This window comes from Isoptericola aurantiacus, assembly GCF_044769875.1.
Lineage (GTDB): Bacteria > Actinomycetota > Actinomycetes > Actinomycetales > Cellulomonadaceae > Isoptericola > Isoptericola aurantiacus.
On record NZ_JBJBAE010000002.1, the window covers coordinates 104,394 to 124,916 of the forward strand.

General features: G+C 69.9%; 17 protein-coding genes and 1 pseudogene. 11 read left to right on the forward strand and 7 right to left on the reverse strand.

All coding sequences use genetic code 11. From position 1 onward, the window contains the following. Positions 1-125: 125 nt before the first annotated feature. Positions 126-344: pseudogene (locus ACIQLL_RS07205) on the forward strand (rhodanese-like domain-containing protein); the annotation flags it as partial. Positions 345-359: 15 nt separating this feature from the next. Here the strand turns inward: ACIQLL_RS07205 and arfB are convergent. The 3 genes from arfB to ACIQLL_RS07220 form a co-directional block, all read right to left on the reverse strand. Further along, entirely contained in the window at positions 360-806 is a 447-nt protein-coding gene (gene arfB, locus ACIQLL_RS07210; RefSeq protein ID WP_402464853.1) for an alternative ribosome rescue aminoacyl-tRNA hydrolase ArfB, read from the reverse strand. An 84-nt stretch (positions 807-890) separates the two neighbouring features. After that, positions 891-1,019 (reverse strand): hypothetical protein, encoded by a 129-nt coding sequence (locus tag ACIQLL_RS07215; RefSeq protein WP_402464856.1) that lies wholly within the window; start codon positions 1,017-1,019, stop codon positions 891-893. 3 nt (positions 1,020-1,022) lie between these two features. Beyond that, the gene (locus ACIQLL_RS07220) at positions 1,023-1,238 is read right to left on the reverse strand and encodes a CDP-alcohol phosphatidyltransferase class-I family protein (RefSeq protein ID WP_402464859.1); all 216 of its coding nucleotides are present in this window, start codon (positions 1,236-1,238) and stop codon (positions 1,023-1,025) included. Between the two features lie 240 nt (positions 1,239-1,478). On the opposite strand from ACIQLL_RS07220, the gene ACIQLL_RS07225 reads away from it, so the two are divergent. The 5 genes from ACIQLL_RS07225 to ACIQLL_RS07245 all read left to right on the forward strand — a co-directional run bounded on the left by ACIQLL_RS07225 (position 1,479) and on the right by ACIQLL_RS07245 (position 7,958). Further along, positions 1,479-3,359, forward strand: coding sequence for a KAP family P-loop NTPase fold protein (locus ACIQLL_RS07225; protein WP_402464862.1), 1,881 nt, complete (start codon positions 1,479-1,481; stop codon positions 3,357-3,359). 55 nt (positions 3,360-3,414) lie between these two features. Beyond that, on the forward strand, positions 3,415-4,146 hold the full coding sequence (qatB, locus tag ACIQLL_RS07230; protein WP_402464864.1) for a Qat anti-phage system associated protein QatB: 732 nt from the start codon (positions 3,415-3,417) through the stop codon (positions 4,144-4,146). After that, positions 4,143-5,411: a Qat anti-phage system QueC-like protein QatC gene (gene qatC, locus ACIQLL_RS07235; protein WP_402464867.1), complete on the forward strand. Its 1,269-nt coding sequence runs from the start codon at positions 4,143-4,145 to the stop codon at positions 5,409-5,411. Before qatB ends, qatC begins: the two co-directional genes overlap by 4 nt. Next, positions 5,408-6,136, forward strand: a complete 729-nt coding sequence (gene qatD / locus ACIQLL_RS07240) for a Qat anti-phage system TatD family nuclease QatD (RefSeq protein ID WP_402464870.1) — start codon at positions 5,408-5,410, stop codon at positions 6,134-6,136. The genes qatC and qatD overlap by 4 nt, the downstream gene beginning before the upstream one ends. 283 nt (positions 6,137-6,419) lie before the next feature. Continuing rightward, positions 6,420-7,958, forward strand: coding sequence for a recombinase family protein (locus ACIQLL_RS07245; protein WP_402464872.1), 1,539 nt, complete (start codon positions 6,420-6,422; stop codon positions 7,956-7,958). Positions 7,959-7,992: 34 nt separating this feature from the next. Here the strand turns inward: ACIQLL_RS07245 and metH are convergent, their stop codons facing one another. Then, positions 7,993-11,604 (reverse strand): methionine synthase, encoded by a 3,612-nt coding sequence (gene metH, locus ACIQLL_RS07250; protein WP_402464875.1) that lies wholly within the window; start codon positions 11,602-11,604, stop codon positions 7,993-7,995. A gap of 264 nt (positions 11,605-11,868) precedes the next feature. On the opposite strand from metH, the gene ACIQLL_RS07255 reads away from it, so the two are divergent. Both ACIQLL_RS07255 and ACIQLL_RS07260 read left to right on the forward strand, forming a co-directional pair. Next, a complete protein-coding gene (locus ACIQLL_RS07255) occupies positions 11,869-12,987 on the forward strand; it encodes a GNAT family N-acetyltransferase (protein WP_402464877.1) in 1,119 nt (372 codons plus the stop codon). A gap of 19 nt (positions 12,988-13,006) precedes the next feature. Next, on the forward strand, positions 13,007-13,690 hold the full coding sequence (locus ACIQLL_RS07260) for a lysoplasmalogenase (protein WP_402464880.1): 684 nt from the start codon (positions 13,007-13,009) through the stop codon (positions 13,688-13,690). 10 nt (positions 13,691-13,700) lie between these two features. Here ACIQLL_RS07260 and ACIQLL_RS07265 read toward each other — a convergent pair whose 3' ends face one another. Then, on the reverse strand, positions 13,701-14,114 hold the full coding sequence (locus ACIQLL_RS07265) for a GNAT family N-acetyltransferase (protein ID WP_402464882.1): 414 nt from the start codon (positions 14,112-14,114) through the stop codon (positions 13,701-13,703). Positions 14,115-14,179: 65 nt separating this feature from the next. Here ACIQLL_RS07265 and ACIQLL_RS07270 point away from each other — a divergent pair, with 65 nt between their 5' ends. From ACIQLL_RS07270 to ACIQLL_RS07280, 3 genes are all read left to right on the forward strand, one after another. Further along, complete coding sequence (locus ACIQLL_RS07270) at positions 14,180-14,887, forward strand: alpha/beta fold hydrolase (protein WP_402464886.1); 708 nt, start codon at positions 14,180-14,182, stop codon at positions 14,885-14,887. A 95-nt stretch (positions 14,888-14,982) separates the two neighbouring features. Beyond that, positions 14,983-16,596, forward strand: coding sequence for an MFS transporter (locus ACIQLL_RS07275; protein ID WP_402464889.1), 1,614 nt, complete (start codon positions 14,983-14,985; stop codon positions 16,594-16,596). A gap of 154 nt (positions 16,597-16,750) precedes the next feature. Beyond that, on the forward strand, positions 16,751-17,455 hold the full coding sequence (locus tag ACIQLL_RS07280; protein WP_402464892.1) for a hypothetical protein: 705 nt from the start codon (positions 16,751-16,753) through the stop codon (positions 17,453-17,455). A gap of 47 nt (positions 17,456-17,502) precedes the next feature. On the opposite strand, the gene ACIQLL_RS07285 is transcribed toward ACIQLL_RS07280, so the two are convergent. After that, entirely contained in the window at positions 17,503-18,021 is a 519-nt protein-coding gene (locus ACIQLL_RS07285) for a hypothetical protein (protein WP_402464894.1), read from the reverse strand. Further along, complete coding sequence (locus tag ACIQLL_RS07290; RefSeq protein ID WP_402464897.1) at positions 18,018-20,504, reverse strand: DNA gyrase/topoisomerase IV subunit A; 2,487 nt, start codon at positions 20,502-20,504, stop codon at positions 18,018-18,020. Before ACIQLL_RS07290 ends, ACIQLL_RS07285 begins: the two co-directional genes overlap by 4 nt. Between the last annotated feature and the right edge of the window lie 19 nt (positions 20,505-20,523).

A 20,523-nucleotide genomic window follows, 5' to 3' on the forward strand; every position in this document is an offset into this window, starting at 1 on the left:
GGCGTCGGCTGGCCGTACACGACGGCGATGCAGGCCGCCCAGTTCAGCGGCGACCCCGAGGGCTCTGGCCCTCGGCACCCGCGGCGTGCCCTTCAGCGTGCACGTAGGCCGGGTTCGCCGGCGGCCACCTGGAGGGTGCGCTGAACATCGACGTCCAGTCGCCGGGCGCCACCCAGCAGCTCGCCGAGCTCGACCCGGACGGTTCGTACGTCCTGTACTGCCGCTCGGGCAACCGCGCCGGCGCCGCGCTCGACTTCCTGCAGGCGCAGGGCTTCGACGACGTCGTCAACGCGGGCAGCGTCCAGGAGGCGGCCGATGAGACGGGCCTCGCGATCGTCGACTGACGGAGCGGGCTCTGCTCAGTCGTCCCGCGACGGCCGGGACGAGCGCATCCGCTTGGTCGCGGACCGCTGCTTCTTGGCCTTGAGCCTGTGCTCCTGGGACCCGCGGGTGCGCCGGGTCGCCCGACGGCGGGGGCCGGGTGGTGCGACGGCGTCGGCGACGAGCGCGGCCAGACCGGGGGCGGCCGCGTCCCGGTTGCGCCGCTGCTCGCGGTGCTCGGAAGCGGTCACCGTCAGGACGCCGTCGACCAGCCGGTGACCGGTCCGGGCGAGGATCCGCTCGCGCTGGACGCGGCTCAGCACGGCCGAGCGTCCGACGTCCCAGGACAGCTCCACCCGCGAGTCGGTGGTGTTCACGCCCTGACCCCCGGGGCCCGAGGACCGCGAGAACCGCTCGGTCAGCTCGGCCCGGGGGATCGTCAGGGACGGGCCGACGACGAGTCCGGAGCGGATTGACGAGGGCATGACTCCATCGTGGCGTGGTTGCCGTGCACGTCCATACTCTTCGATCGCGGAGCCGAGCTTGCCGTCGAGGGCCAGCGCTCGCGGTCATGGACGGGTGTCGATGCAGAACCCGGGGAATTGCTCGTAGTCACCGACGCGATCGGCCTCGAACCCGATCCGTTCGTAGAGCTCGACCGTTCCGGCAGACGCCTGCCAGTCGAGGATGAGCGGCATCGGTCAGGAACATGCCCATTCCTCGACCGCCTTCATGAGCATCTTCCCGGTGCCGTCGCAGGCGAAGAGGATCAGTCGGTCGGGGTCGTCGACCATCCGGACGAGGGCAGCGGACATCTGCGCCTCATCGGGCTTGCCGAACAGCCCGAACTCGGTGCCGAGCTGCATCACCCCGACGGCGTCGTCTCTGGTGGCTGCGAGTGATCTCTGGCGGACCACGACAACCTACGGCGGAGAGGCCCAAGCAAAGACGAAGGGGGCGGCGGGCGTTGACGGCCAAACCCGCCAGGGTGGACCGCGACATCGCCGAGCGTGATCCCAGGGGCGGCCGCTGGCTGACTCGTCAGCATTTGCCCTTGCGCCTACCGCAGAAACATTTCACCCACCGCAAAGCACCCTGGGGCTTGGAACTGGGCTTACCCTCGTGTTCGGGACGGACAGTGGAGCGCAACGATCGAGGTGCACGAAGTCGTGTGGTCGGACAACGAAACGGATCGGGACCTGCTCAACTTTCAGGGCGTCGCCGACACCGTAGCCGAATTCATTCTTCAGGCGCACGGAACTCCTATCTCCGTGGGGGTATCTGGCGCCTGGGGAGTAGGCAAGTCGACGATGATCCAACTGACGCGGGCGGCGCTGAACGAGAAGAAGCGTCCAACGGACGAGCCGACGGAGTTCGTGTTCGTCGAGTTCAACGCGTGGCTATATCAGGGGTACGACGATGCCCGAGCGGCGCTGCTTGACGTGATCGCTTCCAAGCTGGAGGCCGCCGCCGAGGAACGCAAGTCCGGGACTGACAAGGTCAAGGAGTTCATGGGCAGGGTCAGGTGGCTGCGCCTGGCAAAGCTCGTGGCTTTGCCGGCGGCGTCTCTGGCGCTGGGGATCCCGCCCGTGGGTCTCAGCGGCGATATCTCCAAGGTCTTCCGCGACGTACGCGACGGTACGGCCGACTCTGAGCAGATCGAGGATGTCGGAGGCGCCTTGGCCGCGGCAGGCACCGGAATTCTCAAGCCCGCGTTGGACACGTCTCCGCCTAAGGAGATCCAGGCGCTGCGCGACAGCTTCGAAGAGGCGCTTGGGGCGATCGGTGTCACGCTCGTCGTGCTGATCGACGACTTGGACCGCTGCCTGCCCGAGACCGCGATATCAACGCTCGAGGCGATTCGGCTGCTGCTGTTCCTTCAGAACACCGCCTTTGTTATCGCGGCCGACGACGAGATGGTCAAACGGGCTGTCAAGAAGCACTTCAGCGGCCTCGACGACGACGAACTCGTGACGAACTACTTCGACAAGCTCATCCAGGTGCCGATCAAGGTCCCGGCACTCGGGATCCAGGAGGTGCGCGCCTATATGATGATGCTGTTCATCGACGACAGCACAGAGCTTGATCCCGCCCGCAAGGACACGCTGAGAACGGCGATCGCGTCGGGATTGCGGGAGTCCTGGAAGGGCGTACGCGTCGACTGCGCCTTCGTGACAAAGGTCGACGACCGTTTGCCGACGTCTCTCGTGTCGAGACTTGAGACGGCTGAGCGTCTGGCGCCGCTGATGACGGGCGCCACCCACATCGTTGGTAACCCGCGGCTGATCAAGCGCTTCCTCAACGCACTGTCGATCCGGATGTCGATTGCCCGGGCGCAAGGCGTCGACGTGGACGAGGCGGTACTGGCCAAGCTGCTGCTGTTCGAGCGGGTGGTCGATGCGCCAGTGTTCGTCGAACTCGCGACGAAGGTCAACGAGGACCCCGACGGGCGCCCGAAGTTCCTCGGGCCATGGGAGGCGGCCGTGGCCGCGGGTGCAGAAATCACGCTCCCCCAAGGGTGGGACAACGCCTTCGTCCGCGATTGGCTGGGGCTGGAGCCGGAGCTCGCCAGTACCGACCTGCGCGGCGCTCTATACGTCGGGCGCGAGCAGGCCCCGCTCGTCACCGGCTCGGACAAGTTGTCGGCGGCGGCCGTCGAACTGCTCACCGCTCTCACCGAGCACCCCCAGGAGGCGCACCGGTTGAAGGCCCGCCTGGCTGCATTGCCCAGCGTGGAGCAAGGATTCATCCTCGATCGTCTGCTAGCGATCGCCCGTCCGATCCAGTCCTGGGGCAGCCCGCCGATCCTCGACGCCTGCCTGACGGTGGCAAGTATCGACCCGGCGTGGGGCCAGAAACTGTCCCGGTTCCTGACCGAGCGCCCGCACAGCCAGATCAGCGCGAGCGTGGTGCCGAAGATTGCCGGGCACGAGTGGTCGTCCGCGGTGTTCGACAAGTGGAAGAAGGCCGACGACATCAAGGCGCCGGTCAAGGCGGCCATCACGGAGCGGAGTGGCAATGGGAACCTCGCAAAGTAGCGGCGGACCGTCCGCGTCCGTCGCCCTAATCCCGCCGTGGGTGGAGGACATTCCCGTGGACCCACCCGCCGGAGAGTTGCCGCTCGACGATCCGGATCCAGATGGGCCGTCTCCAGTCGCCGCGCCCGCGCGGTTTCGTAACGCTCGCACAAGTATCGGCCGATACGCACGTTCCGGCGGTGGCGAGCAGATGCGCCGGGCCGTCGGGCACTACGTCCGAAGTGGCTACGGCGGCGCCGCGACGATGGCGCGGCGGCTGAACGGTACCTCGCGGACGGCTGCCCGACTGGGTGCGGTGCTGCAGCCGGGTGTCCAGGCAGATTTGGCGGCTGCTCGCGACGCCGCCATCGCTGGCGGCAAGAACGCGCAGTCCGTTCTCGACGCCATCGTCGAGGCGATCAGACCTGTCGACGGCACCCAAGATGCCGAGTCGTCGCGCCGGGCGGTCCGCGACGCGCTGTCGGACGTCCTGGAGCGATACCCCGAGGCGGACCTGCTCGACTTGGATGATTTCCAGAGGCAGTTCGTCGTCCAGAGGTTCGTCGGGTTGGACGTCTACAACCGGTTCTGCCTCGATTTGGGCGAGAAGCTCGACGAGCACGCGTCGTCCGCGTCCGTTGCCGCAGCTAGGTTCGCAGAGGTGCGGGAGTATATCGCTGCGACGGTTGCCGCGGAGTTCGACAAACTCTGGGCGGCTGGCGTGACGCCCGCCAGCCCGGACTTGGCGCGGGTCACGCAGGGTGCGCTGAGGGAGACATTCAAAGTGTTCGAGGGATACCTGCAATGAAGTTCATTTGCGGTCCGCAGTCATTCATCGGCCGGTCCACCGCCGGGGCGATACCGGTCGTGCTCTACAGTAAGTCGGTGCCGGCGGGTGGTGTGTCGGCCGGTGGTGCGGCTGCCACCGCAGTGCGGCGCTTGGGTCTGGCGCCCGCACCAGCGGCATGGGACCTTGTTTCGCTTGCACTGAGCGCGGTGGCCGCCGACTTCACTGTTCGCCGGGACACAAGCGTGGACGGGTGGACTCGGGAGACCGATCTGGAGGTCGCAGTAGGCGACCTCTCGCGATGGGCCGGTCTCAGCGACCAGATTGCGTCGACACTTGCTTTTCTCACCACGGACCGCTGGTCTGTTAGGTTCGCAGGGGGCGCCGATCTGCCCGAGGCGCCGAAGAATCCTCGCTTGTCCGCGGCTGACTCGGCCGTGCTCTTGTCGGGTGGCCTAGACAGCCTAATCGGAATGATCGACTTGCACACGGGGGGGTCCGCAGCCCTCGCCGTCAGCCACACGGTTCGTGGTGACAAAGCTAACCAGGTCCACTTCGCTGAGAGAGTCGCCGCCATCGATCACCTTCAGGTGAATCACAACGTCAGCACACCGTGGAAATTCAGGGAAACATCGCAGCGGGCACGCTCGCTGCTGTTCCTGGCCTTTGCGGTGCTCGCGGCAACTGCCACCCAGCGGTATGCGGATGGGGACGTCGTGCCGGTGTACATCTGCGAGAACGGGTTCATTGCAGTCAACCCGGCGTTGACACCTGGACGGGTCGGCAGTCTGAGTACCCGCACCGCTCATCCGCACTACCTGGGGGAACTCCAGTCGATCCTGGACGCACTCGCGCTCCGGGTGGAACTGCGGAATCCGTACGCGGAGAAGACCAAGGGTCAGATGATCCAGGACTGCAGTGATCCGAACTTGCTGGCTGAACTCGCGGTGGAGTCAACGAGCTGCGGTCGCTACCAACGCTACGGTCTGCAGCATTGTGGAAGGTGCTTGCCATGTACCGTGCGGCGCGCGGCGTTCTTGTCCGCGGGTTTCACCGACACGACCTCGTACAGGTACGACGACCTCTCAAGCTATGCCAGCGCTGAACTGGAGGACCTCCGCGCTATCGCCAGGGCGCGAATCCAGGTCAAGGACCAGGGCCTCGATCGTTGGATCGGCAACGCCCTCAACTCACCGCACGTTCACAATGCCGGCGCGCTTCGGGCGATGCTCTCGCGCGGACTCGGCGAGCTTAGCGACCTGCTAGATGTCTACGGTGTGGCGTGATCGACTTCCACTGCCATCTCGACCTGTTCCCTGAACCTGCGGCGGTCGTCGATGAACTTGGGCTTCGCGGGGTCGGTGTCTTGTCGGTGACGACGACACCGGCCGCATGGGCCGGCACCACCCTCTTGGCCAAGGGATGTCCACTAATCCGCACCGCACTTGGATTTCACCCTGAACTCGCCGGTGCCCGATACCGCGAACTCGCCCTGTTCGATCGACTGCTGTCAGAGACCCGCTTCGTGGGCGAGGTTGGCCTGGACGGCTCGCCCCAGCAACTCAGCAGCTGGGATTCGCAACTCCTGGTCTTCAACCACGTCTTAGGGTCCTGCGAGCGGGCGGGCGGCAAGATTCTCTCGGTGCACAGCCGTCGGGCGGCGTCGCAGGTCCTTGATTGTCTGGATCGTCATCCTGGGTTGAACAAGGTCGTTCTTCATTGGTTCTCTGGTACGAAGGACGAGTTGCGCCGAGCAGCCGCGCAAGGGTGCTGGTTCAGCGTTGGTCCAGCGATGCTCGCCAGTGCGCGGGGCCGTTCGCTAGTCTCCGAGATCCCCATCGACCGGTTGCTCGTTGAGACGGACGGACCTTTCGCGAAGAAGGGTCGCCGACCGCTGCGACCATGGGACGTAACCGACGTGATCGACGGCCTAGCAGACTTGTGGAGAACCACCCGCCAACGTGCGGCCCAGACGATACGGGCGAATGAGGCAGTCTTGCTCTCGCATTGACATCGCTGCGTCGGGGCCAACGTCGGTTTCGAGCTGAGAGGGCTTTACATGGATGAGGGTGGAGTCGAGGCTGATGACGCGGACCGCAAGGAAGAACGGGTGACGTGATCATCTGGCGGCGAACTCGGTGCGGGTGCGGAGCGCGACGGCTGTGTCCGCGTTGCGACGTGTATCGCTGCAGTCACGGCGATCAGGATGACGCCGCTAGGGCACCTGCAACTCACACGCTGAAGTACTTGGCCTCCGGGTGTCCCAAGGCGCGCGAATCGGGCATACTGGGGCGATGTCAACGACGACAAGGAAGCGTGCCGTCCTCTACACGAGGCTCTCCGTACAAGGTGATGAGACATCGACGTCCATCTCGAGACAGGAGGACGATCTTCGCGCCCTGGCAGTGCGAGAGGGCTGGGTCGTGGTTCGAGTCCTCGTCGACGAGGGCGTCTCGGGCCGCCGAGCGCGCGCCAACGCGGATGAAGCGGTCGAGATGCTCGCCGAGGGGCGTGCCGACGTGCTCGCCGTCTGGAAGTTCGACAGGTTCACACGACAGGGTCTCGGCGCGCTGGCGGGTCTGATGGACGCTCTCGAAGCCCGGCCGGGCGCACAGTTCGTGGCGCTGCAGGATGGGTTGCGCAGCGATAGCACTGCCTGGCGCATGGTCGCGGGCATGCTGGCTGAAGTCGCTCGGATGGAATCCGACAACATCAGCCTGCGGGTGAAGTCTGACCGCGCCGCCCGCCTGCGCGCAGGGCTGTGGGGTGGCGGGCGCATTCCGTATGGCTATCGGCCGATCGAGGTTCCCGGCGGGAAGCGCCTCGTGCAGGAGCCCCAGGAAGCTGCCGTCGTCCGTGAGATCCGCGATCAGTTGTTGGACGGGGTCAGTCCCTGGATCGTCGCGGGTGATCTGACCGAGCGTGGAGTGCCTGCGCCGAACTCTGCCGCTCGACGAGCACTGATTGTCGGACGGCGGGCCGAGGGTCTGGACACCGGTAGCTGGGGCCACACCGTGATCGTCCGGATGATGACGGGTGACCCACTGCTCGGTCGTCAGCAGGAGCGCGGTGAGACCGTCCGGAACAGTCGTGGCGAGCCCGTGCTCGTCTCGGATCCGATCCTCGAGCAGCACGAGTCCGATGCCCTCCGCACCATGTTCCCGTGGGCGGTGAGTTCGGGCGGTCGGAAGAAGCGTTCGCCGCGACTCCTGACCGGTCTCGTTCGGTGCTCAGTCTGCGGTGCGCGCTTCTACACACGGACGCACAAGGCGAGGAATGCCGTCGACTATCAGCACCCCATGCCCGTGCGCGAGGGTGGCAAATGTGCGGGCGCGACGGGTGTTCGCGCCCGAGACCTGGAGGAGGCGGTGATCTCGCAGTTCTTGGACGCCGTCGGACAGGTCCCGCATGCCGTCGAGAGACTGGTCGAGACCGGCGAGTCCGAAGGGTCGCTCGTTGAGGTCGAGGCCGCGCTCGCTGCGGCATCCACTGCGCTGCTGGCAGCTGACAGCGACGGTGCCGAGGCAGCTGCGCTGAGCCGGATCTCGGCCCTGAAGACCGAGCGCGCCCGTCTCCGCAAGACGCCTGCGCGCTCCGTGCGTCGCGAACTCGTTCCGACGGGCAGAACCGTCGCCGAGGAGTACTCGCTGGCCCCGACGGACGAAGATCGCCGGAGCTTGATCGGGGGATGGCTGGAAGCCGTTGAGCCTCGTCCTATCGGCTCGGGACGGGGCCCACGCGGGAAGATCAATGGAGACCGGGTGTCACTGGTAGTTCGGGTGGACGAGGACGGAGAGCACGTTCGGAAGACCGTGCCGTTGAGGGTGGAGTAGTCGGCGACGGACCATCTGACGAAGGCTCCGGCGATCACACGCTGTAGTAGATGGCTTCGGGGTGATGCAGCACGAACGCGTCCGTCGACTGCTCCGGGTGCAGCTGCAGCTCGTCGCTCAGCGTCACGCCCACCCGCTCGGGCCGCAACAGTTCGACAACCTTCGTGCGGTCCTCCATGTCGGGGCAGGCCGGGTACCCGAGTGACATCCGGGCCCCGCGGTACGCCAGCTTGAACATGCCCTCGACGTCGTCAGGGTCCTCGTCGCCGAACCCGAGCTCGGAGCGCACGCGGGAGTGCCAGAACTCGGCCAGCGCCTCGGTGAGCTGCACGGACAGCCCATGCAGTTCCATGTACTCGCGGTACTTGTTCTCGGCGAACAGCTTCGCCGTGTATGCGGACACCGGGTCGCCGACGGTGGCGAGCTGGATGGGCAGCACGTCGTAGCGGCCGGTCTCCTCGACCCACGACTTGGGGCGCACGAAGTCGGCCAGGCACAGGTGCCGGTCGCGCTTCTGCCTCGGGAAGGTGAAGCGCAGCCGCTCCGTGCCCGGCTCGCCGCCGGATCCGCCGTCGGGCGCCCCGATGCCGGCCAGGCCCGGTCCGTGGTGCGCCACGACGATGTCGTCGCCCTCGGACCACACGGGGAAGTACCCGTAAACGACCGTCGGGTCCATGATCTGGTCGGTACGGATCGTGTCGAGCCACTGGGCCAGGCGCGGCCGGCCCTCGGTCTCGACGAGCTCCTCGTACGACGCTCCGTCCTCACCGCGCCCGGGCTTGAGGCCCCACTGACCCATGAACGTGGCGCGCTCGTCGAGGAACGCGGCGTAGTCGGCGAGCTGGATGCCCTTGACCACGCGCGTGCCCCAGAACGGGGGAGTGGGCACCGTGTTATCGGTCGCGACGTCGGACCGCTCGGGCAGGTCCTCGGGCGCGGTCTCGGTGAGCTTGACGACGTTGTGGCGGCGCTTGCGCAGCGCCGGCAGCCCGACCTCCTCGGGGTCGGCGCCGCGCGCGACGGCGACCAGCGGCTCCATGAGGCGCAGCCCCTCGAAGGCGTCGCGGGCGTACCGCACGACGCCGGGGAAGGCGGAGGCGAGGTCGTCCTCGACGAAGGTGCGGGTCAGGGCCGCGCCGCCGAGCAGGATCGGCCAGCGCTTCTCCATGCCGCGCGAGACGAGCTCCTCGAGGTTCTCCTTCATCACCACGGTGGACTTCACCAGCAGCCCGGACATGCCGATGACGTCGGCGTCGTGCTCCTCGGCGGCCTCGATCATGGCCGAGATCGGCTGCTTGATGCCGATGTTGACCACCGTGTAGCCGTTGTTCGTGAGGATGATGTCGACGAGGTTCTTGCCGATGTCGTGCACGTCGCCGCGCACCGTGGCCAGCACGATGACGCCCTTGGACTGCTCCTCGGCCCCCTCGACCTTCTCCATGTGCGGCTCGAGCAGCGCGACGGCCGTCTTCATGACCTCGGCGGACTGCAGCACGAACGGCAGCTGCATCTGCCCCGACCCGAACAGCTCGCCGACGACCTTCATCCCGCCCAGCAGGTGCGTGTTGACGATGTCGAGGGCCTTCATGCCGTCGGCCAGCGCGGTCTCCAGGTCCTCCTCGAGGCCCTTGCGCGCGCCGTCGATGATGCGGCGCTCCAGGCGTTCGCCCACGGGCAGCGCGGCGAGCTCGGCGGCCCGCTGGTCGCGCATCGCGGCGGCGTCGACGCCGGAGAACACCTCCAGCAGGTGCGACAGCGGGTCGTGGGTCAGGTTGCCCTCGTCGTCGTACTGCCGCCGGTCCCACACGAGGTCCTCGGCGGCCTGCCACTGCTCGTCGTCGATGGCGGTGCGCGGCAGGATCTTCGCGGCGTGCACGATGGCGGAGTCCAGGCCGGCCTGCGTGGCCTCGTGCAGGAACACCGAGTTCAGCACCGTGCGCGCGGCCGGGTTGAGGCCGAAGGACACGTTCGAGACGCCGAGCGTGGTGTGCACGCCGGGGTAGAGCCGGTTGATCTCGCGGATCGCCTCGATGGTCTCGATGGCGTCGCGCCGCGTCTCCTCCTGCCCGGTCGCGATGGGGAACGTCAGGGCGTCGACGATGATGTCGTCCACCCGCATGCCCCACTGCTCCGTGAGCGTGTCGATGAGGCGCGAGGCGATCGCGACCTTCTTCTCCGTGGTGCGGGCCTGGCCCTCCTCGTCGATGGTCAGGGCGACGACGGCGGCACCGTGCTCGCGCACGGCCGGCATGATCCGCGCGAACCGCGACGTGGGCCCGTCGGAGTCCTCGAAGTTCACCGAGTTCACCACGGCGCGCCCGCCCACCAGCTCCAGGCCGGCGCGGATCACCTCCGGCTCGGTGGAGTCGATGACCAGCGGCAGCGTCGAGGCGCTCGCCAGCCGCGAGACGACCTCCCGCACGTCCGCGACGCCGTCGCGCCCCACGTAGTCGACGCACACGTCGAGCAGGTGGGCGCCGTGCCGCGTCTGGTCGCGGGCGATGTCGACGATGTCGTCCCAGCGGCCCTCCAGCAGCGCCTCGCGGAACGCCTTGGAGCCGTTGGAGTTGGTGCGCTCACCGATCGCCAGGTACGAGGCGTCCTGGGACAGGTCCGTGTGCGAGTACAACGACGCGACACCGGATGTGCGCTCCACCTCGCGTTCCGGCAGCGGGCGACCGCGCACCGCGTCGACGACGCGCGCCAGGTGCTCCGGCGTCGTGCCGCAGCAGCCGCCCACCATGCCCAGGCCGAACTCGTCGACGAACTGGCTGTGCGCCGCCGCGAGCTCGTCCGGGGTCAGCGGGTAGACGGCGCCGTGCGGGCCGAGCTCGGGCAGACCGGCGTTCGGCATGCACGTGACCGGCACCTCGGCGTGCTTGGCCAGGTAGCGCAGGTGCTCGCTCATCTGGTCCGGGCCGGTGGCGCAGTTCAGGCCGATGGCGTCCACACCGACGGCCTTCAGCGTGGTCAGCGCCGCCCCGATCTCGGAGCCCATGAGCATGGTGCCGGTGGTCTCGACGGTCACCGAGCCGATCACCGGCACGACGCGGCCGACGCCGCCTGCCTCGACTGGCCGCATCGCCTCGTGCGCGCCCGTCACGGCGGCCTTGGTCTGCAGCAGGTCCTGGCTGGTCTCGACCAGGATCGCGTCCGCGCCGCCCTCCAGCAGCCCGGCGGCCTGCTCGGCGAAGGTGTCGCGCAGGTTCTCGTACGTGGTGTGCCCCAGAGAGGGCAGCTTCGTGCCCGGACCCATCGAGCCCAGCACCCAACGCGGGTGGTCCGGCGTCGCGTAGACGTCGGCGCGCTCGCGGGCCAGCTCCGCGCCGACGCGGGCCAGCTCGCGGATGCGGTCGTCGATGCCGTAGTCCGACAGGTTCGACCAGTTCGCGCCGAACGTGTTCGACTCGATCGCGTCCACGCCGACCTCGAGGAACCCGTCGTGCACGCCGCGGATGATGTCCGGGCGGGTGACGTTGAGGATCTCGTTGCAGCCCTCGAGCTGCTGATAGTCGTCCAGGGTCGGGTCGGCGGCCTGGATCATGGTGCCCATGGCGCCGTCGGCCACCACCACCCGGGTGCGCAGCGCCTCGCGCAGGGCAGCGGAACGGGCGTCGGCAGCGGCGATGTCGAGCGTGGAGGTCACCGGCTCAGCCTAGTTCGCGTCGCCGTGGCCCAGGGCCCGCCGTACGACAGGTGAGACCTCAACGCGCGTGATCCGGAGGGAGCAGACGAACCTGACGGTGGTCCCGAGCTCCTCCGCAGGGTGGCCGGAGGCGACCGCATCGTGATCACCCAGCACGGCGTGCGCGTCGCTGAGATCCGCCCGGCCGGGGCGCCGCTCTGCGACAGCACGCCGTCGGCGCAAATGGGGGTGCGGCGCACACCGGGTGAGACCTACTCTCCTGTCATGGCCACGACCACCCCGAGCCTCGCCCCGATCACCGAGCGCGCCGCCGCACCCGAGACGCTGCCCGCGATCACGGCGGGCGGTCTGACGTGGCGTCCCGCCACCGCGGACGACGTCCCGGCGCTGCTCGAGCTGCGCAACACCATCGCCGCAGCCGACCACGAGCCGTACCGCGAGAGCCTCGAGGAGATCACCGAGCTGTTCAGCGCCCCCTGGCGCCGGTTCGACGTCGACTCGATCGTCGGCCTGGACGACGACGGCCGGATGCTCGCGTACGCGATGGTCGAGTCCCAGCCCGGCGACACCCGCACCGTGCGCGCCTTCCTCTTCGGCGGCGTGCACCCTTCTGTGCGCTGGCAGGGGATCGGCCGCGAGCTGTTCGCCTGGCAGGTGGCCCGCGGCCGCCAGGTGCTCGCCGAGTCCGGCAAGGACCTGCCCGCACGTCTCGGCGTGTTCGTCGAGGACGACGGCCCCGCCGCCAAGCGTCGCATCATCGAGGCCGCCGGGTTCGCCCCGCGCCGGTACTACACCGAGCTGCGCCGTGACCTGCGCGACCTGGCCGCCCAGCCACTGCCCGACGTCAAGCCCGCCGGCGGACTGCGCGTCGTCCCCTTCAGCGACGAGCTCGACGAGGCCACCCGCCTGGCCCACAACGACGCCTTCCGCGACCACTGGGGCAGCGAGCCCCGCACCCCCGAGCAGTGGCGCTCCGCCCGCACGGCGTTCATGCCGCAGTGGTCGTTCGTCGTCGTCGACGACGCCCCCGACGTCGCCGCACTGCTCGCCGACCCCGACACCGACGCCGAGACCGCCGCAGCCCTGCAGGCCGGCGAACCCCTCGTCGTCGCCTACGAGATGGCGTCCAAGTTCACCGAGGACTTCGCCGTCAAGGGCTACACGTTCGGCTACACCGAGCTGCTCGGCACACGCCGCGCCTACCGCGGACGCCGCGCCGGCCTCGCCGCGCTCGCCGCCGGCATGCGCGCCTTCGTCAACGACGAGATGGAGTACGCCGCCCTCGACGTCGACACCGCCAACCCGTCGGGGGCGCACGGGATGTACGCCAGCCTCGGCTACGAGGTCACCACCTCCTCGACGATGCTGTCGATCGAGCTGTAGGAGGCGCTACGCTGCGCCCGTGACCGACGTCGTCCCTGATCAGCGCTCCCGGTTGCCCGGTGGCGCCATCGCGGCGCTCGTCGTGCTCGGCGCCGCCACCGCCACGAACCTCGCCGCGCAGCTTCTCGACGCCTCCACCGCGGCCGAGGTCTCGCAGTGGTTCCTCATGCCGGCGCTCGCGGCCGTGCTGTGGTGCACGACGGCGGCACCCCGGTCGCGCCTCGAGCGTCTCGTCCTGCTGGCGCTCGGCTTGTCCTGGGTCGGCGACGTGCTGCCCGACCTCTTCGACGGGGACGCGGCGTTCCTGGCGATGGTCGGCGCCTTCCTGTGCGCGCAGGTGGTCTACGCGGTCGCTTTTCGGCCGTTCTGGCGCGAGTCGGTGCTCCACCTGCACCCGGCGGCCGGCGCGGTGTACGCGTTCCTGGCCATCACCCTGGTGACGCTGTGCCTGCCGGGCACGTCGGGCCTGCTGTCGGCCGCCGTCGTCGTCTACGCGGTGTGCCTGACCGCGATGGCCGTGCTCGCCACCGGCGTGCACCGGCTCACCTGGGTCGGCGCGCTGCTGTTCCTGTTCTCCGACGCGCTCATCGCGCTGGGGGAGTTCGCCGGCTTCGTCCCGCCCGCGTCCGGGTTCTGGGTGATGGCCACCTACGTGCTCGGGCAGTCGTTGATCGTGGCCGGGGTCGTGGCGCGGCAGCGCTGACCTCGGCCCGTCAGCGCAGGCGTCGGCCCAGCCAGGTCTCGGGTTCGTCGAGGGTGTCGAAGCCCGCCCGGCGGTAGAGCTCGTGGCCGTCCGGGGAGGCCTTGAGCAGCACGCGCTTGAGGCCGAGGCGCTCCAGGTCGGCCATCAGGCCGTCGACGATCCGGGTGCCGAGCCCCTGGCGGCGGTGGTCCGGGTGCACGATGACGTCGGCGATCCAGGCGAAGGTGGCGCCGTCCGTCACCGCACGGGCGTAGGCGACCTGCGCGCCGTCGTCGGCGTACATCGCGTAGTTGCGCGACGCCGCGACGACGGCGTCCATCGTCGCGCGGGAGCGCCCGCGGGCCCAGAACGTCGTGGACAGGATCGCGTGGACCCAGTCGACGTCGAGGCGGGCGGGGTCGGCGGAGAACTCGTACGCGGTCACGGCTCGATCCCATCACAACGGCCGGGCCCGACGGTTGTGTCGGAGGCCACATCTACGTTCGGGGCATGGACATCATCCTGGTTCCGGGATTCTGGCTGGACGCGTCCGCGTGGGACGCCGTCACCCCGCCGCTCGTCGCGGCCGGGCACACCGTGCACCCGCTGACCCTGCCCGGCATGGAGTCGGCGGACGCCGACCGCGCGGGCATCACGCTCGCCGACCACGTCGACGCCGTCGTGGCCGCGATCGACGCGTTGCCGGACAGCGCCGAGGTGGTCCTGGTGGGGCACTCGGCCGGCGGCCCGCTGGTCTACGCGGCCTCCGACGCCCGGCCCGGACGCATCCGGCACGTCGTGTACGTCGACTCCGGGCCGCTCGCGGACGGTCAGGCGCTGAACGCCGACCTGCCCGACGACGTCCTCGACCACGACCTGCCGCCGTGGGAAGAACTCGATGAGGCGTCGCTGACCGGGCTCACCGACGAGCTGCGCGCCGAGTTCCGGGCACGCGCGATCCCACAGCCCGGCGGGACCGTGCGCGAACCGCACCGGCTCAGCGACGACGAGTCCCGGCTGGACGTCCCCACCACCGTCATCGCCTCGGAGATGCCCGCGAGCGTGCTGCGCGACCTCATGACGCAGGGCCACCCGTACGTCGTCGAGCTGGCCAGGCACCGGAACTACGAGATCGTCGACCTGCCCACCGGGCACTGGCCGATGTTCACGCGTCCGGGGGACCTCGGGGAGGCGATCACCGCGGCGATCGCTCGCTGACCCCGGCCGTGTCCGGCGCGCCGTCCCGCTCGCGCACGGGGTGAATCCGGTGCGCTCGACGCGTGAGTGGCGCCGTCCCTGCCTAGCCTCGCTGTATGGCCCGAGCCCACGACGGCGGACCCGGGGCGTCGTCGTCCGCCACCAACACCGCCGCAGCCACCGACACCGCGCCGCGCCGCATCGTCCTGGTGGCGTTGATCCTCGTCGCAGCCGTTGCCAACCTCAACCTCGCCGTGGCGAACGTCGCCCTGCCGGACATCGGCGACGCCCTGGACGCCTCGCAGGTGGACCTCAACCTCATCGCGGTGGGCTACTCGCTGGGTCTGTCGGCCTCGGTGCTCTACCTCGGGGCGGTCGGGGACCGGTACGGCCGCACCGCGTTGCTGCTGCTGGGGACCGCGGGTGCCGTCCCGTTCAGCCTCCTGGCTGCCTGGGCGCCGTCGACGGAGGTCCTGTTCCTCGCGCGCGTCGGCGGCGGGCTGTGCGCCGGCATGGCGTTCCCGACGACGCTGGCGCTCGTCTCGGCCCTCTGGTCCGGGCAGTCGCGGACCCGGGCGATCGCCCTGTGGTCCGGCATCGGTGCCGCGTTCGCGGCCCTGGGGCCGCTGGCCGCGGGCTGGGTCCTCACCCAGTTCTGGTGGGGGTCGGTGTTCCTGCTGACGATCCCGCTGGCGATCCTCGCCCTGGTCCTGGCCTGGGTCGTGGTCCCCTCGCACGTCAACGAGAGCACCGAGCCTGTCGACCACCTGGGCGGCGTGCTGTCCGTGCTGCTCGTCGGGTCGCTGGTCATGGCCATCAACCTCACCGTGCTACCGGACGAGGGCGTCGTCATCGCCGTCCTCGCCGGTGTGGTGCTCGTCGCGGGCACCGGGTTCGTCCTGCGGCAGCTGCGCATCGCGAAACCCCTGTACGACCTGCGCGTCGCCGCCCGTCCGACCTTCTGGGTGGCGGCCGTCGCCGGGCTCGTGATCTTCGGATCCCTCATGGGCGCGATGTACATCGGTCAGCAGTACATGCAGAACGTCCTGGGGTACAGCACCGTCGCGGCCGGTGCGGCGATCCTCCCGGGCGCCGTCGGCATGGTGCTCGTCGCGCCGCGGTCGGCCACGCTCGTCGTGCGGTACGGGTCCCGGGTCACCATGCTCAGCGGCTACGTGTTCGTGCTGGCCGGCTTCCTCGTGATGCTCCTGCTGTGGACCGAGGACGCGAGCTACTGGCCCGTCGGTCTCGGGTACTTCCTGGTCGGTGTCGGCGTGGGGCTGTCGGGTACCCCCGCGTCCAACTCGCTCACGGGTTCCGTCCCCGTGCAACGCGTGGGCATGGCGTCCGGGACGGCGGACCTGCAGCGCGACCTCGGCGGCGCGATCATGCAGTCGGTGTTCGGCTCGCTCCTCGCGTCCGGGTACTCCGGGTCCATCGCCGCGCAGATCAGCAGCTCACCCGACGCGTCGAAGATCACGGCGACCACCGAGGCCACCCTGCAGAAGTCCTTCGCCGGGGCCGAGGCGATCGCCGCCCGCTACCCGCAGTACGCCGACCAGATCACCTCGGCGGCCCGCGAGGCGTTCCTCGCGGGAGACCAGTGGGCCTACCTCGCGGGCATCGCGGCGGTGCTGATCGGTGCCGCGCTGGTGGCGATCTTCTTCCCGCGCCACGACCGGGAGCGCGAGCTGCACGCCGCCTACCAGCCTGGCGCGTCGTCGACCTGAGCGGGCACGCCGCTCAGCACAGGTCGGTGACCGCTCGTGGGCTCGGCGAGGGTGCCTCCGACGCGTCCACCTCCGCAGAAGCCGACGGCAGCGCGTCCGACGGCGTTCCGTATCGGTCCTTGCCCCTGCGGCTGAGGCTTTCTAGCCTGCAGTGATGGCACCGGAACACAGGAGCGACGACGCGGACCACCAGTGCCACGCCTCGACACGCGACCGCGCGGTCTACGGCTGGTCTGTCGCACTGCTCGGCTGCGTCGCGGGTGCTGTGGTCGCCCTCGTCGCCGGCCAGGGCGACGCGGGGCTCAGCGGGATCGGCATACCCATCGCGGCCGTCCTCGTTGCTGTTTCATGGTGGCGTGAACTTGGCATCCGCGCTACACCGCGGCATGCGCGCCGGACGGACCTCATCGGTTCGCTCCTGTCCTGCGTCCTGTGGGTGGTGATCTGGGCGCAGTTCGCGTTCTTCGACGCGACAGCCCTCTCCCCAGTGCTCTCTGCCGCACTCGGCGCACTCGTCGCCGCACCCGCCGCGACGGCGGGTTGGCTCATCCGACGCACGCAACCGCCGACCGCACCGCACTCCTCTGCGGCGGACCGTCCGAGGTCTGCCCCCGAGGACGCCGATCAGGTGAGGGACCGCATCATCACCGCACTCACGACGGTGGACGAGGCCGAGCGGGAGGTCGTCCACAGTGCTGTCCCGGTGGGCACCGCGATGTTCGACGACCAGGTCGCTGTACTGGTGTCGTCCGGCGACGTCCGGGTACGTCAATGGTGGATCCGCGCTCATCCACGCACCTGGTTGCGTCTGACGGCGCGGGGCCGGGCGAAGGCCGAGCCAGCGGTGACGGTTGGCTGACGCCGCCTACGAGCCTGGCGCGTCGTCGACCTGAGCGGGCACGCCGCTCAGCACAGGTCGGTGACCGACTCCTGCACGCCCAGCGCGAGCTCCTGGACGCGCGCGGGGAACGCGTCGAAGTTCTGCGACTCCGGGTCGGCGGGGGAGACGTCCGTGGCGTAGTGCTCGGCGAGGTCCGCGACGTCGGCGGCGAGATCGTCGTCGCCCAGGTCCTCGGCGGCGGAGGTACCGACTGCCTCCAGCATCTCGACGTGCTCGGCCGAGCCGATCACCTCGCGGTCGACGACGCGCAGGGCCGGCGCCGCCGTCGCGCAGAAGGCGTCGACATCGGACTCGTTCCCGCCGTCGTCCGCGCTCGATGGTTCCGAGACGTCGGCAGTGCTCGCCGGCTCGGGCGAGGCAGTCTGTGCAGGGTCCGCCGAGGAAGCGGCCGACGGCGGCGCGTCCGGCGCCGGAGCCGCCGTCGTCCCGTCGTCGTCCGCCCCGCACCCGGCCAGCAGCGCGACCGCCACCGTCAGCACCGCCGCTGCGACCGGCGTCGGGCGGGCCGAGGCGCGACCCGTCATCCGATCGCGGCGACCGGCGCCGCCAGCGGCGTGCCGGACCCGTCGCGGCGCGCGCTCTCCTCCGGCAGCTCGGCGGGTTGCCCGCCCGAGCCGACCGCGCGCGCGGGCCCCTCACCCACCCAGGCGAGCACGAGCTCGTCCTCGCCCTTGAGGAACCGGTGGGCCCGCACCCCGCCGGTGCCGCGGCCCTTGCCGGGGTAGAGCTCGTAGGGCGTCGTCTTGGCCGACGCCGCGCCGGTGCCCGGCAGGGCCCCGGCCGCGCCGGCGATCGTCACCACCGTGTGCAGGTCGCGGGTGGCCGCGCGCGCGACGCCGAAGAAGACGACCCGCTGCCCGGCCCCGAGCCGGATGCCTGCCATGCCGGCCGCGGACCGGCCCTGCGGGCGTACCGCGGTGGCGTCGAAGTGCAGCAGGCTCGCGTCGGAGGCCACGAACACGAGCTCGTCCTCGTCGGCGGCCGGGGCGGCGCCGACCACGGCGTCACCGTCCTTGAGCCCGATGACGTCCCACACGTCGCCGTTCTTCGGCGCGTCCCCGGCGGCGACGCGCTTGACGACGCCGTGGCGGGTGCCGAGCGCCAGCGTGGGGGCGTCCTCGGCCAGCGACACCACGGCCAGCGCCTCCTCGTCGGGCTCGAGCGTCACCAGCTCGCGCACGGGCACGCCGCCGGACAGCGACGGCGGACCGTCGGTCGCGGGCAGTGCCGGGAGCTCGAGCACGGAGATCTTGTGCAGCCGTCCCGCCGTCGTCACCAGGCCGATCTCGGACCGGGTCGTGGCCGGGGCGTCTCCGCGCAGCGCGTCGTGGGCGTGCCGGCGCCCCGCCCGCTCCAGGGGCGCGTCGGCGTCGTCGCCCGAGGTGCGGGCCAGCAGGCCCGTCGCGGAGAGCAGCACCCGGGTGGGGGAGTCCTTGATCTCGAGGTCGATGGCGGGCGCCTTGCGTCCGCGCGCCGGGGCCGCGGCGGCCGACGACGCCGTCCCTCCGGCGGAGTCCAGCAGGACGGTGCGGCGCGGGGTGCCGTAGGTGGAGGCGACCTCACCCATCTCCTCCGATACGACGCCGCGCAGCCGCGCCTCGTCACCGAGGATCTCCTCCAGCGCCGCGATCTCGGCCTCGAGGTCCGACTTCTCGGACTCCAGCTCGATCCGCGAGAACTTCGTCAGGCGGCGCAGCTGCAGGTCCAGGATGTAGGAGGCCTGCGGCTCGGACAGGTCGAACACCGTCTGCAGGCGGCCCCGGGCCGTCGCGGCGTCGTCGGAGGTCCGGATCACCTGGATGACCTCGTCGATGTCGAGGATCGCGACCAGCAGGCCCTCGACCAGGTGCAGGCGGTCCTTGCGCTTGGCGAGGCGGAACATCGACCGGCGCCGGACCACGTCGATGCGGTGGTCGACCCACACCCGCAGCAGGTCGAGCAGGCCGAGCGTGCGCGGCTGGCCGTCGACGAGCGAGACGTTGTTGATGCCGAAGGAGTCCTCCAGCGGTGTGGTGCGGTAGAGCTGCTCCAGCACGGCCTCGGGGTCGAACCCGGTCTTGACCTCGATGACCAGCCGCATCCCGTGGGCCCGGTCGGTGAGGTCCTGGACGTTGGTCACGCCCTGGATCTTCTTGTTCTTCACGCCGTCGGCGATCTTCTCGATCACCTTCTCCGGGCCCACCGTGTACGGCAGCTCGGTGACGACGATGCCCTTGCGGCGCGCGGTGACGTTCTCGATGCGGGCCGTGGCGCGGGTGCGGAACGACCCGCGACCGGTGCGGTAGGCGTCGCGGACGCCGTCGAGCCCCACGATCTTGCCGCCCGTGGGCAGGTCCGGCCCGGGGACGAACCGCGTGATGTCCTCGAGGGTGGCCTCGGGGTTCATGAGCAGGTGCTGCCCGGCCGCGACCACCTCGACCAGGTTGTGCGGCGGCATGTTCGTCGCCATGCCCACCGCGATGCCGGACGCGCCGTTGACCAGCAGGTTCGGCACGGCTGCCGGCAGCACCTCGGGCTGGGTCAGCTTGTTGTCGTAGTTCGGCACGAAGTCGACGACGTCCTCGTCCAGCCCCGCCGTCATCGCCATCGACGGCGCCGCCAGGCGGGCCTCGGTGTACCGGGGGGCCGCCGGACCGTCGTCGAGCGAGCCGAAGTTGCCGTGCCCGTCCACCAGCGGCAGGCGCAACGAGAAGTCCTGCGCCAGGCGCACCAGGGCGTCGTAGATCGCGGCGTCGCCGTGGGGGTGCAGCTTGCCCATCACCTCGCCCACCACGCGCGAGGACTTCACGTGGGCGCGGTCCGGCCGCAGGCCCATGTCGGCCATCATGTACAGGATGCGGCGCTGCACGGGCTTGAGGCCGTCGCGGGCGTCCGGCAGGGCGCGCGAGTAGATGACGGAGTAGGCGTACTCGAGGAACGACGTCTCCATCTCCGCGGCGACGTCGATGTCGACGATCGTCTCGTCGTACGGCTCGTCGGCGACGGGTGCGGCCTTCTTGCGCGCCATGCGGTGCGGCTCCCTGCTG